Genomic DNA, 13,261 nt, shown 5'->3' with positions numbered 1-13,261 from the left:
CGTCCGGTGATCTGTGTGAGGTAGGAGGCCGGACATTCAACCCGGATAAAACTCACTGCGGCTGCTTCCTTCCGGACCTGACCGGGTTGGCAAGGTATCCGTCCAAAGCCGACCTCCCGGCGCTCTCCTAACACAGAGAGAGGGGTGTCTGACAACCCCCAATCATCAGAGTGCGCCCTCATTATTGCACCTTACTCTCCGACAGCCGCACCACCCATGTGCCGCGGATCGGCCGCGCCGTAGATCAGGCCGGTCTTTGCAGCCGACAGGCTCGGGTGGTCGGCGAGAATACCCTCAGCTACACCCCAGGGGCGATGCGGCGACAGGGCGTAGCCTTCAGTCTTGAGGGTCTGCATGGTCTCGTCAGACAGCGCGCCGGGCTCCAGCTCGACAGCAGAAGGCTCCCACTGCTCGTGGATTCGCGGCAGGTCCACGGCCTGACGGATATCCAACCCGTAATCGATCACGCCGAGAATGACGGAGAGTGTAATGGTCGGGATCCGCGAACCACCGGGGCTGCCGATCACCATCACGGTCTTGCCATCACGCGAAACGATGGACGGCGACATGGAGGACAAGGGCGTCTTGCCCGGCGCAATCGCATTCGCTTCCGAACCGACAATACCGAACATGTTGGGCGCGCCCGGCTTGGACGAGAAATCGTCCATCTCGTCATTCATCCAGATGCCGGTATGGCCACCCATCACACCCGCCCCGAACCATCCATTGAGGGTATAGGTCGCGGAAACGGCCATACCATCATGATCAAGCACGGAGAACTGCGTCGTCTCGTGTTTTTCCTGCGTGTCGGGTGCCGCCTGCGCCTCGGGAGCGGGAAGCGGCTCCCCTGCCCTCAGCGTACTGGACGACAGGGCGCGATCGGTCGGGATGCCCTGACGGATCTGATAGGCATAGGCCGGGTCGATCAGGTGCTCAACGGGATTATGCACGAAATCCGGATCGCCCAGGTCACGGCGGTCCGAATAAGCGTGACGCATGGCTTCGACTTCACGCTGCACGGACGGTGCCGTGTGCAGGCCCAGCGCATGCATGTCGTAGCCGGAGAGGATGTTCAGGATCTCGCAAAGCGCAACGCCGCCACCGCTCGGCGGCGGAGCGGTATCGATCGTGTAGCCACGATAGGTGCAACGGATCGGTTCGAGATGCCGGATATGATAAGCTGTGAAATCGGCAAGCTGGAGCAGACCGCCACCCTCCGTGCTGGCGCGGACAATTTCCTTCGCGATCGGCCCTTCATAGAAAGCTTTGGGGCCTTCCTTGGCAACCAACTCAAGGGAGTTGGCCAGATCCTTCTGCACCAGACGGTCACCGGCCTGAAGCGGCGTACCATCGGGGCGCAGATAGAACGCCCGGGCATACAGATCCTTCTGGAAATAGCGCGTGGACGTGTGCAGGAGATCCGCATCGCCCTGATTCAGAATGAAGCCGTCACGGGCCAGCGCAATGGCAGGCGCCATAACCTTTGCGCGCGACAGGTGGCCCCATTTTTGCAGGATGGAATCCAGACCCGCGACCGTGCCGGGAACGGCAACGGCTTTCCAGCCCTCAGTGGACAAGCCCGGAATGACCTTGCCCGAAGCGTCCTGATACATCGTGGCCGTTGCGGCACCCGGAGCATGCTCACGGAAATCGATGAAGACCGTTTGACCACTCTTCAGACGCAGGGTCATGAACCCGCCACCGCCGATATTGCCGGCTGCGGGATAGACCACGGCCAGCGCATACCCAACAGCCACGGCAGCATCGACTGCGTTGCCGCCCTGCGCGAGAATCTTCGCCCCTGCATCGGACGCAAGATGCTGGGCCGAGACCACCATGCCGTGACGGCCCGACGCCAGCACTCCTGCACTAACATGGTCCGGACCGAAAGCCAGCGGATCATGAGCCGAACTCAGCACCTGGGGGGCAGCATTGGCGAGCGTCGTGCTGCTGATCAGGGCCGCAGCAAGGAAAAGCGGAAACGCTCTCATGCAATCTCTCCGTAGGGCGGCTTGGTGTAGCCTTTAGGGGACAGGGTGAAGATTTCGCAGCCATCGGCTGTCACGCCGACCTGATGCTCGAACTGGGCAGACAGGGTGCGGTCGCGGGTGACGGCTGTCCAGCCATCATCAAGGATCTTCACGTCCGGACGACCGATATTCAGCATGGGCTCAATCGTGAAGACCATGCCTTCCACCAGTTTCACGCCCTCACCCGGCCTGCCGTAATGCAGGACGTTTGGCTCGGCATGGAAGTCCCGACCGATGCCATGCCCGCAGAAATCCTGCACGATGGAAAAACGGTTGGCCTCCGCATACTGCTGAATGGCATGGCCGATATCGCCAAGCGTATTGCCGGGACGGACCTGCGCGATGCCCCGCATCAGGGCATCATACGTCACATCGACAAGCTTTTCGGCCTTCTTGGGCGCCTTGCCTACGACATACATGCGCGAACTATCGCCATACCAGCCATCCAAAATGGAGGTGACATCAATATTGACGATGTCACCGTTGGACAGCTTTTTGGAACCCGGAATACCGTGACACACGACGTGATTGATGGAGATGCAGCAGGATTTCGGATAGCCGCGATAATTCAACGGGGCCGGCGTGGCGCCATGAGCGATCGTGAAGTCATGAATTAGCTGATTAAGCTCTTCTGTGGTGACGCCGGGCTGAACATGGGGGGTGATCATGTCCAGCGCCTCTGCCGTCAGGCGACCAACGCGATGCAGATGTTTGAAATCGTCCTGATCGTAGAGAACGATACCCCGTGCCTTATCCATATCTGCTGCCCGATCCTTCAATCTTCAAAAAGCCTGGACAAAATGCGTCTGTCCGGTCTGGATCGCAAGGCAGCAGGTCAGATTTTCGGCATCAGCTGTGCCGGGAACGCTTTTTGTGAGCAACGACATGACGCGCACTAACCATTCGGACGGCCGCGCCATGATGGGAGAGCCGCCCATAACGACGCGGAGAAGTCGGCGCATCGGCCACTTCCATCGGACGCGACGACGCAAGCAGGACCGAGTGACGGAAATGACCGCGACGACGGCCCGAAGCCATCAGCACACCGGACGGTGCCACCGGGTGAAGAAGCGGCTGGGGCGCGACACCTTCATCCGCAAAACCCTTGTCGAGCAGCGACACCATTTCCATCGAACGGCGGGTATTGTTCGGCGCGCCCATGACCACACCGATCAGACGAACATTGCCGCGCTGGGCGGACGTGATGAGATTGTGACCTGCCAGATCGGTATAGCCGGTCTTGAGACCGTCCGCGCCCGCGTAGATCTTCAGCATCGGGTCATGGTTCGGGACCATGCGACGATGGAAGTAGAACGAAGGCACGTTGAAATAGTGATAATACTGCGGGAAGTCCGAAATCAGATGCTGTGACAGCAGAGCAAGATCATGGGCCGTGGTGACCTGATCGGGGTCCGGCAAACCGGACGCATTTCGGAACGTCGTGTTCGACATGCCGAGGGCGCGGGCCTGCTGCGTCATGAGCTGTGCGAAGCGGACCTCGTCCCCTCCACCAAGAAATTCACCCAGAGCGCAGGCCGCGTCATTGGCAGATTTGGTGACGAGGCCCAGGATACCCTGCTCCACCGTCAGGCGCGTCCCCGGCACGAGCCCGAGCTTGGAAGGCGCTTGAACGGATGCGTGGATAGAGACAGGAACCTGCTCGTCCAGCGTGATCTGATGGGCCTCCAGGGCGCGGAAGGTCAGATACAGGGTCATGAGCTTGGTCAAAGACGCCGGATAACGCTGAAGCTCCGCATCCGTTGCCGAGAGAACTGCGCCCGTGCGGGCATCCATCACATAGCTGGACATATGTCCGGCATACTGCGCTTTGGCAGATCCCAAACCCATGGCTGTCATGGCGCACAACAGAAAAGCTTTCTGGAACAGGAAACGCATTTATCTGACAGCCTCTGAACGGAACATCGTCGCGGGTAAGGGTTTCGGGCTCTAAAGCCACCTGCATTGCAGACACTCTAGGCGCATTAAAAACTCCCCGTCCACCAGCTTTGGAGGACTTTCCTTAATTTTTCGTAAGCAGACATCAAACACGGCAGCATCATGGCAAAAGGCGCATAAAAACCTCATTTCAGAGGCGCGCAGCCCTTCTCAAGACCGAAATTCGCACCATATCATACCCGTCATGTCTTCTTATGATCTTCCCCCCTATCCGAATGGCCGTTCCCGCGCCGCGTTGTCGCGGCTCGAATCCCGTATGGGACCGGAGTCTCCCGACTCCATTCCGCCCCGTGGGCCAGAGGACGGGGATCAGGACCTTGAAATCGGCGTAGTCGTGCGGCCCAGAGCCCGTACGCGCAAACCGTCCATGTACAAGGTTCTAATGCTCAATGACGACTACACGCCCATGGAGTTCGTGGTGCATGTTCTGGAGCGTTTCTTTGCCAAGACGCGCGATGAAGCGACATCCATCATGCTTCAGGTTCACCAGCGCGGCGTCGGCATCTGCGGCGTGTTCACATACGAGGTGGCCGAGAGCAAGGTGACACAGGTGATGGATCTGGCACGCCAGAACCAGCACCCCCTTCAGTGCACGATCGAGAAAGACTGATCCGTTTGACAGGCAGAAAAGCCCGGGCGCAGGATAATTTCTTGTTTCCGTCTGCGTTTCTGACTGGCGTTACACGTTACTCCGCGACAAGATACCTTTCCTACGAGAGGTCGAGAGGAGCGCCATCACATGCTGTCCCGTACGCTCGAACAGACGCTCCACCGCGCCCTGACATTCGCAGGTGACCGGCGTCACGAATATGCAACCCTCGAACATCTTCTGCTCGCGCTGACAGAAGACGACGATGCACTAACGGTCTTTCGGGCCTGCGGCATCGATCTCGAGAAACTGCGCTCCGACCTGACGGATTTCCTGGACAAGGATCTGGCAGGACTGGCGGCGGAACGTCCGACGGAACCCAAGCCAACGGCTGCTTTCCAGCGTGTGATCCAGCGCGCGGCCATCCATGTGCAGAGCACGGGACGCGACGAGGTTACAGGCGCGAACGTGCTTGTGGCCCTGTTTGCCGAACGCGAGAGCCATGCCGTCTATTTCCTGCAGCTACAGGACATGACACGACTCGACGCGGTCAATTTCATCTCCCACGGCATTGCCAAGGCTCCAGACCGTGGTGCAGGACGGCGTCCGGCGGCGGCTTCCAAGGACACATCCGAGCGTGAGGAGCGCAAGGAAAGTGCCAAGGAAGGCGCACTCGCGACCTATTGCGTCGATCTGAATGAGCGTGCGCGTGAGGGACGGATCGATCCGCTCATCGGCCGCGATCAGGAAATCGAACGCACCATCCAGATCCTGTGCCGCCGCACCAAGAACAACCCACTTTATGTGGGTGATCCGGGTGTGGGCAAGACCGCAATTGCCGAAGGTCTGGCCAAGCGGATCGTGGAAGGCGACGTGCCGGAAGTGCTGCTTAACAGCACGATCTATTCGCTCGACATGGGCTCGCTTCTGGCTGGCACGCGCTACCGCGGCGATTTCGAGGAACGACTGAAGGCTGTCGTGACGGAGATGGACCAGACGCCGGGTGCGATCCTGTTTATCGACGAGATCCATACCGTGATCGGCGCTGGCGCGACGTCTGGGGGGGCGATGGATGCGTCCAACCTGCTCAAGCCGGCTCTGGCGGCCGGTACGCTGCGCTGCATCGGGTCCACGACCTACAAGGAGTTCCGCCAGCATTTCGAGAAGGATCGGGCACTCGTACGCCGGTTCCAGAAGATCGACGTGCCGGAGCCTTCGATCGAGGACGCCATCAAGATCCTGCGCGGCCTGAAGGGCAGCTACGAGAAACATCACAAGGTTCGCTATACCGACGAGGCCCTGCGTGGCGCGGTCGAGCTAGCAGCCAAGTATGTCCATGACCGCAAGCTGCCAGACAAGGCGATCGATGTGATCGATGAAGTTGGTGCCGCGCGGATGCTCGTACCCGAAAACAAGCGCCGCAAAACGGTGACTCTGAAGGATGTGGAAGAGGCCATCGCCAAGATCGCCCGCATCCCACCCAAGAGCGTCTCGGCCGATGACCGCGAAACCCTGCGCCATCTGGAGCGGGATCTGCGGAACATGGTCTTCGGGCAGGACAAGGCGATCGACGCACTAGCCGCTGCGATCAAGCTGTCCCGCGCCGGACTGCGCGATGCAGAAAAACCGATTGGCAACTATCTGTTCTCCGGCCCCACGGGCGTCGGCAAAACAGAAGTTGCAAAGCAGCTTTCCAACTCGCTTGGGATTGAGCTGATCCGCTTCGACATGTCCGAATACATGGAACGTCATTCGATCTCCCGTCTGATCGGTGCGCCTCCGGGTTATGTCGGCTTCGATCAGGGTGGCCTTCTGACGGATGCGATCGACCAACACCCGCACGCGGTCCTGCTGCTGGACGAAATTGAGAAGGCCCATCCGGACCTGTTCAATGTCCTGCTTCAAGTCATGGATCATGGTCGCCTGACGGATCACAACGGCAAGGTCGTCGATTTCCGCAACGTGATCCTGATCATGACCACAAATGCCGGAGCTGCGGACCTGTCCAAGGAAACGATCGGGTTCGGCCGTACCGTTCGCAGCGGTGAAGATGAGGAAGCCATCAAGCGCCTGTTCACGCCGGAATTCCGCAACCGTCTGGATGCGATCATTCCGTTCGCCAACCTGACGCCGGAAACCGTGGGCCGGGTTGTGGAGAAGTTTGTGCTTCAGCTCGAAGCACAGCTTGCGGACCGCCATGTCACGATTGAGATCTCCTCGGCCGCAAAGGAATGGCTGGCAGAACGTGGCTATGACCGCCTGTATGGCGCGCGCCCCCTGGGACGCGTCATTCAGGAGCACATCAAAAAGCCATTGGCGGAAGAGCTGCTCTTCGGACGACTGGCGCAGGGTGGTGCTGTGCGAATCGGCATGAAGAATGGCGCGCTCGACTTCGATATCGTCGAAGGCAAGGACAGCGCCAAGGGCGAGGACGGCGCATCGAAGAAAGACGAAGCGACCAACTGAAGCTCTGGCTCAAAAAAGGCCCGTCGTGACACTGTCTCGACGGGCCTTTTTTGTTACTGGTATCGGGCGCCGTTCACGACGACATAACCGGGCCAGCGCCATTTGCGGCTCGTGCCGTGGTGCGTCCAGTCCACACCCTGACGACGCAGGCTGTCGTAATAGTACCGGCCTTGCACCTCGACCTGATCGCCCTTGTTGACCCAAGGCCATTGCGGAGCATTCATCTCATCCAGATCGGAGACGATCCGGATGGAGACACCCTGCCCGACCGAAACGTAGAAATAGCCGTGCCAGCCGCTGCGGGTCCGCTTTGCTCTGGGTGATATGGCCAGAACTTGTCCGCAAAGGTGCTCGGGCAGATCGATACGGGTGGGGCCAGACTGTTCGAGGCCCTGCTGATCCACAAGGAAACGCGCATTATCGCATGTGGTAGGCATATCGCGGGTGGCCCGACCTGTCAGAGCCTGACCGAAAAGACCCTGCGCGGAAGCAGCGAACGGGGCACATAGCAAGGCTACGGCGACTGCGGGAAGCAGACGGAATTTCATGGAATTTCTCCTGTCTGGGCGGCCCTGTGCGATGTTCTGCCGCCGGGGAAAGAACCCGGACACAAAAAAGCCCGTTCCAACACGGGAACGGGCTTTCCTGCTGCTCCAGGTAAACGGATCAGGGTGCTTCGCTGGAGCCTTCACTGGCAGCCAACTCGGCCTTGGCGGTGTCGCTGCCAGCCGGACGCGCGGACACACCATCCGTTATCATTTCAAGCTGACCGGTGATCTGCCCCCCGTCTTCGACCTGCAGGCGACGGCATTTCACCTTGCCAATCAGACGACCGGTGGAGCGGATCGTCAGGCTGCCATTGACGGTCAGGGTCCCGTCAATCGTGCCAGCCAGTTCCGCGTCCTCAACTTCAACACCACCACGGAAGATACCGCCATGCGCGACCTGAAGCTCGCTGGCCTGGATCATGCTGGACTCGATAGTGCCTTCAACAACGAGGCGCTCGGCGTCCTGTACCGAACCCTGGACGCTGATACCGCGACCCACAACGAGTGTACGACGCTCCGGACCGGTCTGGCGCGGTGCGCCCGGGACAGCGGCCGCACCGGGGCGCGGAGCCCCTGCCGGCGTCACGCCCGTCGGAGAGTTGGGAGACGGCGGTGCCGGGAAAGGGGTACGACCCATGAGAGCGGGGTCCTTCTGTTGGTTGGGCTGCTGGGGACTGGTAGGCGATCCGGATCCTGACGCGGGAGCCGTCTGGCTGGGAGCGTCCGGCCGGTTGGGGAAAATGGGCTGCCCTGCGAGCTTACTGTTCTCTGCAGGTTTGGAGTCATCTTCCGGTTTGCGTCTTCTGAACAAGGAAACCCCGCTGCGGATCTGGAAAAGAACACTCTCTGTCTAGGACGTCTCCCATATGTTCCATCGCGAGGACAGAACAGTCAGGTCGGGCCTTTCGACAACGCTACACGCTCACCACCCGGAGGGACAAGACGCGCATTTCCATAAATGTGACGAATAGTCACGCATGAAAACGGCGCCGGGCGGACCGGGAGTTGGCGTGAACCCAGAGGGCACCTATGATCGTGTTGATTTAATGGCGCAGCCTGCCCGTTAAATGTTTTTTTCTGAAGTTTTAAGCGACCTGACCGGAGTTCCAATGTCTGCACCCCAGCATGACCTTCTGTGTATCGGCAATGCCATCGTCGACGTTCTCGCCCCTGTAGGCCAGGACCTGATCGACGGGCTTGGCGCTGCTGCCGGGAGCATGACCCTGATCGACGCTGCCACGGCGCATGCCATTGAAAGCCGCGTGGATATCGAAAATGTGACGGGCGGCGGTTCTGGCGCCAACACGGCCGTCGTGGCGGCCCGTATGGGTGCGAAAGTGGCCTATCTCGGCAAGGTCACGGCTGACGAAGCCGGTGACCATTTCACACGCGACATGCGCGAACAGAGCATCACTTTCCCGTCCGAGCCGCTACCGGCCGCCGATGGCACCCCGACCGCACGCTGCATCGTTCTGGTGACGCCGGAAGGCCAGCGCACGATGTTCACCTATCTCGGCGCCTGCACGGAGTTCACCCCCGAGGACGTGCATGAATCCGTCGTAGCCGATGCTGCAATCACCTACCTGGAAGGGTATCTGTACGACAAACCCCAGGCTCAGGAAGCATTCGAACACGCTGCCCGCCTTGCCCGCAAAGCCGGCCGTCAGGTCGCCCTGACGCTGTCCGACACGTTCTGCGTGGAACGTCACCGCGCAGCTTTCCACGAACTCGTGGCCGGTCACGTGGACATCCTGTTCGCTAACGAAGCCGAGCTTCTGGCGCTGTACGAAGTCACGGATTTCGAAGAAGCCGCAACGCAGGTTTCTGCCGAAACCAAGCTGGCCGTCATCACACGTGGCGAGAAGGGAGCGGTCGTGATCGGTGACGGAGAGCGCCATGACGTACCGACAACCGAAGTGAAGGTCGTGGACACCACGGGCGCGGGCGATGCGTTCGCAGCGGGCTTCCTGGCCGGTCTGAGCAAAAAGCACGACCTCGTCACCTGCGCGAAGCTGGGCAATCAGGCTGCCGGTGAGATCATCACCCGTTACGGTGCACGCCCGACCGACGCGTTCACGCTGACGGCCTGAGACGTGTCACTGGGCCGGTCTTACAGATCGGCCCACCCAATACGGGCAACCCCATACCGGTCGAATGCCTCCCGTACAGCCGGGTCCAGAAGGGCGGCCAGTTCGCCCTCCTGCTCATAGCCCGGCATGAAACGCTTCATCATGGCGTCCTGAGCCGTGGCGGGGTGAAAGTAGATTTCGCTCGTGCCCGTGGGCAGGCGCGGAACAAGACCGCGGATATGGTCCGGCGTCATATGGCCGGACCAGCGCAGCCCGAAACACCAGTCATTGGTTTTCAGCCCCGCTTTGCGGATCTGATGCCGCAGGACGCCAATCCAGTGGCGGAGGGCGCGGTCTCCCAGCGTATCGTTGGCCTCGACAGGCTCCGGCGGCTCGAAGGGCGAGCGGACAGCCTGTAATCCATGCTCCAGGCCGGACTCGATCAGGAATCGTCCCACCGTCGGATGCAAATGCATGTGTTTATGGGCGTTGGCATGATCGAGCGTCAGCCCGCTCGCGGCAAAAGCCCGGAACTGGGCTTCGATTTCGCGCCGCAGGGCACTCCGGGCCTGCGGGCTGAAGAAATACTCCACACCAAGACGCAACTGGTTGCGACCAAACCAGCCCTGCCCGTCCGTAATGGCTGGAAGATCGAGGACGGACTTGCCCTCAATCGCCACCACATGCAGCCCGACTTTCAGATCCGGCATTGTCTTTGCACGCCGGATGGCATCCCCGGCAGCATCCCCGGCCACCATCAGACTGGCCGTGGACAGGATGCCGTTGCGATGGGCCTGTTCGATGGCCTCGTTGACTTCGAGGCTCATGCCGAAATCATCGGCGGAGACGATGGCGCGGCGGGAGGGGCTGGATGTCATGGCAGATCTCACGAAAAAGGGGCCATGACATGCGCCATGGCCCCCGGATATTGTCTGGTCAGGCGCACGCCGTTCAGGCGGCGTGACGATCCTTGAGGAACTGGAAGAATTCCACACCCTCGCGCAGACGACGCTTCATCATCTGCGGGCTACGGATCATCTCGTTGACGATGGAGGCGATCTTGGAACCGCGGAAGTAGAACTTGCGATAGAATTCCTCGACGCTCTCGAAGATTTCCGTATGCGACAGGTGCGGGTAATGCAGCGGTGCGATCTGCACGCCGCTCTCGTCGATCAGTTCGGCTTCCGCTTCGTTCAGCCAGCCATTTTCCGTCGCCTGCTTGTGCAGGAACGTGCCCGGATACGGTGCGGCCAAGGAGACCTGCAGGGTGTGCGGGTTGATTTCCTTGGCGAACTGGATCGTCTCCTGGATGGTCTCCTTCGTCTCGCCCGGCAGGCCGACGATGAAGGTTCCGTGGATCTTGATGCCCAGCTTGTGGCAGTTGCGCGTGAATTCCTTGGCCGTTTCGACCAGCATGCCCTTCTTGATGTTGTGAAGGATCTGCTGGTTGCCGCTTTCGTAACCGACCAGCAGCAGGCGCAGGCCGTTTTCCTTGAGAACCTTCAGGGTCTCGTAGGGAACGTTCGCCTTGGCATTGCAGGACCATGTAACGCCAAGCTTGCCCATTTCGCGGGCAATGGCTTCAGCGCGGGGCAGGTCGTCCGTGAAGGTGTCATCATCAAACATGAATTCCTGCACTTCGGGGAAGTACTGCTTGGCCAGACGCACTTCGGCGGCCACGTGCTCGGGGCTGCGGGTCCGGTAGCGATGACCGCCAACCGTCTGCGGCCACAGGCAGAACGTGCAACGCGACTTGCAGCCACGACCCGTATAAATCGAGATGTAGGGGTGCTTCAGATAACCGATGAAGTAATCGTTGATGTTGAGGTCACGCTTGTAGACCTCGGTTACGAACGGCAGGCTATCCATATCCTCGATCATCGCGCGATCCTTGTTCGCGACGATCTCGCCCTTCTCGTTCCGCCAGGTGATGCCGTCCACTTCCGCAAGCGGCTTGCCTTCGGCGATTTCCTTGATGGTGAAGTCGAACTCGTTGCGGGCCACGAAGTCGATCGGGCTACCCTTCTCCATGCTCTCGGTCGGCTGAACAGCCACCTTCGCACCGACCATGCCAATCATGATCTTCGGATTGGCATCCTTGATCATCTGCGCCACGCGAACATCGGAAGCGAAGGACGGCGTGGACGTGTGGATCACGACGAGGTCGCGATTCTTCACATCCTCAAGGATGGGGTCCATGCCCATCTTGGCCGGCGGCGCATCAATCAGGCGCGATCCGGGAACAAGAGCGGCCGGCTGGGCCAGCCATGTCGGAAACCAGAAGGACTTGATCTCGCGCTTCGCCTGATAGCGGGAGCCAGCGCCACCATCGAAGCCGTCGAAGGAAGGAGGCTGGAGAAAAAGGGTTCTCATCATGATCGAACACTCCTGTGGGTGGCGTCGGCCTGGAGCGAGGTGGCGCCGGACGCGGAATTTCGTTTTCTTCGGGCGATATGGACCGTTCTGCCCCGCCATGCAACGCGTGATCCGCGCGCACTGCCGACCATGATGGCTGCGGACAACCAATCACGGACGACCAAAAGCGGGATTGCAGCCGGGAGTGGGCACTCCGTACCACAGTCCATGATGCTACTTCCGATGGCACGAAGCAGCCATGTCAGAAGCAGCATGAACCATGTCCACCAGGCGTTCGGACGGAACAGGACAGCCGCCACGGCCCAGAAGAGGGGAAGCTGGATGGCGGACAGTCCGTAGCCAACAGGCGCAACGTTCTTGACGGTCCGTCCCCAGCGCAACTCATGGGCCAGCAGGTCGCTGATGGAGTGCTCGCCCACGGTGGTATGAGTTAGAGTGGGCGCAATGGTGATGTTCTCACCACGCGCCCGGATAAGCTGTCCCAATTCGGCATCATCGGCCACATGATCGACCAGCGCCTCAAGGCCGCCAATCTCCTCAAGTGTCCGACGCCGCAGGGCCATCGTGGCCCCAAGACAGTCCTGACGCCCCAAGAAACGGGACATCATGACGCCGGGCAGAAAGTTATGATTGATCTGGCAGGCGCCGAGTTGCTGCACGATCGTCCCTGCGGCGGGACGACCGGCATACAATGTCGTCACCAAGCCCGTACCCTGCTCTTCCAAGCTCATCACGACGTGACGCAGATAGTTGGGACTGGTGTGAATATCAGAGTCGGAAATCACGATAATGTCATGACGGGCTTCGCCGTACATGTTCATCAGATTGCCGACCTTCCGGTTCGGACCGTGTTCTTGCGGGTTGATCACAACGTTGACCGGAATCCGCAGATGACGCGCCCGAAGGCGTTCAATAACGGCCAGGGCGGTATCTTCCCTGTCCTGAACGCCGAAGACGATCTGGAAATCCGGATAGTCCTGCGTGAACACGCTTTCCAGCGCATCCTCCAGCAGCGGTTCACTACCATGCAGCGGCTTGAGAACCGTAACCGACGGCCAGGTCCGGTCTGACAGGCGCAGGGCATCATCCGCTCTATGCTCCGTCCGGCGGAACCGTGCGAGCAGAATTGCGCCCGCCAGCGCCTGCAAATTGCCAGCCGCGGAAACAAGGGCGCAAAAACCGGCTGCGATCGTAAGAGGTAAGGGCACGACGGTCTTCTAGCCTTCC

Annotated in this window: 11 protein-coding genes and 1 other RNA gene; 3 read left to right on the top strand and 9 right to left on the bottom strand. The window is 60.2% G+C overall.

Annotated elements, in window-relative coordinates; all coding sequences use genetic code 11:
• Positions 1 to 20: 20 nt before the first annotated feature.
• From ffs to GSP01_RS03525, 4 genes are all read right to left on the bottom strand, one after another.
• An RNA gene (gene ffs / locus GSP01_RS03540) (signal recognition particle sRNA small type) lies at positions 21 to 117 on the bottom strand.
• A gap of 74 nt (positions 118 to 191) precedes the next feature.
• Entirely contained in the window at positions 192 to 1,991 is a 1,800-nt protein-coding gene (gene ggt, locus GSP01_RS03535; RefSeq protein ID WP_141350786.1) for a gamma-glutamyltransferase, read from the bottom strand.
• The gene (gene map / locus GSP01_RS03530; RefSeq protein ID WP_141350784.1) at positions 1,988 to 2,788 is read right to left on the bottom strand and encodes a type I methionyl aminopeptidase; all 801 of its coding nucleotides are present in this window, start codon (positions 2,786 to 2,788) and stop codon (positions 1,988 to 1,990) included. Before map ends, ggt begins: the two co-directional genes overlap by 4 nt.
• Positions 2,789 to 2,879: 91 nt before the next feature.
• Positions 2,880 to 3,926, bottom strand: a complete 1,047-nt coding sequence (locus tag GSP01_RS03525) for a D-alanyl-D-alanine carboxypeptidase family protein (RefSeq protein ID WP_141350782.1) — start codon at positions 3,924 to 3,926, stop codon at positions 2,880 to 2,882.
• Positions 3,927 to 4,170: 244 nt separating this feature from the next.
• On the opposite strand from GSP01_RS03525, the gene clpS reads away from it, so the two are divergent.
• Together clpS and clpA are read left to right on the top strand one after the other, a co-directional pair.
• Positions 4,171 to 4,596 (top strand): ATP-dependent Clp protease adapter ClpS, encoded by a 426-nt coding sequence (clpS, locus tag GSP01_RS03520; protein ID WP_373320042.1) that lies wholly within the window; start codon positions 4,171 to 4,173, stop codon positions 4,594 to 4,596.
• A gap of 129 nt (positions 4,597 to 4,725) precedes the next feature.
• Positions 4,726 to 7,041, top strand: coding sequence for an ATP-dependent Clp protease ATP-binding subunit ClpA (gene clpA / locus GSP01_RS03515; RefSeq protein WP_141350780.1), 2,316 nt, complete (start codon positions 4,726 to 4,728; stop codon positions 7,039 to 7,041).
• Between the two features lie 53 nt (positions 7,042 to 7,094).
• Here clpA and GSP01_RS03510 read toward each other — a convergent pair whose 3' ends face one another.
• Together GSP01_RS03510 and GSP01_RS03505 are read right to left on the bottom strand one after the other, a co-directional pair.
• Positions 7,095 to 7,589, bottom strand: a complete 495-nt coding sequence (locus GSP01_RS03510; RefSeq protein WP_141350778.1) for a DUF3465 domain-containing protein — start codon at positions 7,587 to 7,589, stop codon at positions 7,095 to 7,097.
• Positions 7,590 to 7,707: 118 nt separating this feature from the next.
• Complete coding sequence (locus GSP01_RS03505; protein WP_228123738.1) at positions 7,708 to 8,400, bottom strand: bactofilin family protein; 693 nt, start codon at positions 8,398 to 8,400, stop codon at positions 7,708 to 7,710.
• 298 nt (positions 8,401 to 8,698) lie between these two features.
• Here GSP01_RS03505 and GSP01_RS03495 point away from each other — a divergent pair, with 298 nt between their 5' ends.
• Entirely contained in the window at positions 8,699 to 9,679 is a 981-nt protein-coding gene (locus GSP01_RS03495; RefSeq protein ID WP_141350772.1) for an adenosine kinase, read from the top strand.
• A gap of 20 nt (positions 9,680 to 9,699) precedes the next feature.
• Here GSP01_RS03495 and hpnK read toward each other — a convergent pair whose 3' ends face one another.
• The 3 genes from hpnK to hpnI form a co-directional block, all read right to left on the bottom strand.
• Positions 9,700 to 10,536: a hopanoid biosynthesis-associated protein HpnK gene (gene hpnK / locus GSP01_RS03490; protein WP_077802189.1), complete on the bottom strand. Its 837-nt coding sequence runs from the start codon at positions 10,534 to 10,536 to the stop codon at positions 9,700 to 9,702.
• A 73-nt stretch (positions 10,537 to 10,609) separates the two neighbouring features.
• Positions 10,610 to 12,034: a hopanoid biosynthesis associated radical SAM protein HpnJ gene (gene hpnJ / locus GSP01_RS03485; protein ID WP_141350770.1), complete on the bottom strand. Its 1,425-nt coding sequence runs from the start codon at positions 12,032 to 12,034 to the stop codon at positions 10,610 to 10,612.
• Positions 12,031 to 13,242 (bottom strand): bacteriohopanetetrol glucosamine biosynthesis glycosyltransferase HpnI, encoded by a 1,212-nt coding sequence (hpnI, locus tag GSP01_RS03480; protein ID WP_141350768.1) that lies wholly within the window; start codon positions 13,240 to 13,242, stop codon positions 12,031 to 12,033. Before hpnI ends, hpnJ begins: the two co-directional genes overlap by 4 nt.
• Between the last annotated feature and the right edge of the window lie 19 nt (positions 13,243 to 13,261).

This window comes from Gluconobacter sphaericus NBRC 12467 (assembly GCF_006539125.1).
Taxonomy (GTDB): Bacteria; Pseudomonadota; Alphaproteobacteria; order Acetobacterales; family Acetobacteraceae; genus Gluconobacter; species Gluconobacter sphaericus.
The sequence above is the reverse complement of the archived record's forward strand: the minus strand, read 5'-3'. Positions and strand labels throughout refer to the sequence as shown.

Excerpts from the sequence above, each read along its gene's own strand:
- ggt (WP_141350786.1), bottom strand. The coding sequence starts at position 1,991 with ATGAGAGCGTTTCCGCTTTTCCTTGCTGCGGCCCTGATCAGCAGCACG.
- map (WP_141350784.1), bottom strand. The coding sequence starts at position 2,788 with ATGGATAAGGCACGGGGTATCGTTCTCTACGATCAGGACGATTTCAAA.
- GSP01_RS03525 (WP_141350782.1), bottom strand. The coding sequence starts at position 3,926 with ATGCGTTTCCTGTTCCAGAAAGCTTTTCTGTTGTGCGCCATGACAGCC.
- clpS (WP_373320042.1), top strand. The coding sequence starts at position 4,171 with ATGTCTTCTTATGATCTTCCCCCCTATCCGAATGGCCGTTCCCGCGCC.
- clpA (WP_141350780.1), top strand. The coding sequence starts at position 4,726 with ATGCTGTCCCGTACGCTCGAACAGACGCTCCACCGCGCCCTGACATTC.
- GSP01_RS03510 (WP_141350778.1), bottom strand. The coding sequence starts at position 7,589 with ATGAAATTCCGTCTGCTTCCCGCAGTCGCCGTAGCCTTGCTATGTGCC.
- GSP01_RS03495 (WP_141350772.1), top strand. The coding sequence starts at position 8,699 with ATGTCTGCACCCCAGCATGACCTTCTGTGTATCGGCAATGCCATCGTC.
- hpnK (WP_077802189.1), bottom strand. The coding sequence starts at position 10,536 with ATGACATCCAGCCCCTCCCGCCGCGCCATCGTCTCCGCCGATGATTTC.
- hpnJ (WP_141350770.1), bottom strand. The coding sequence starts at position 12,034 with ATGATGAGAACCCTTTTTCTCCAGCCTCCTTCCTTCGACGGCTTCGAT.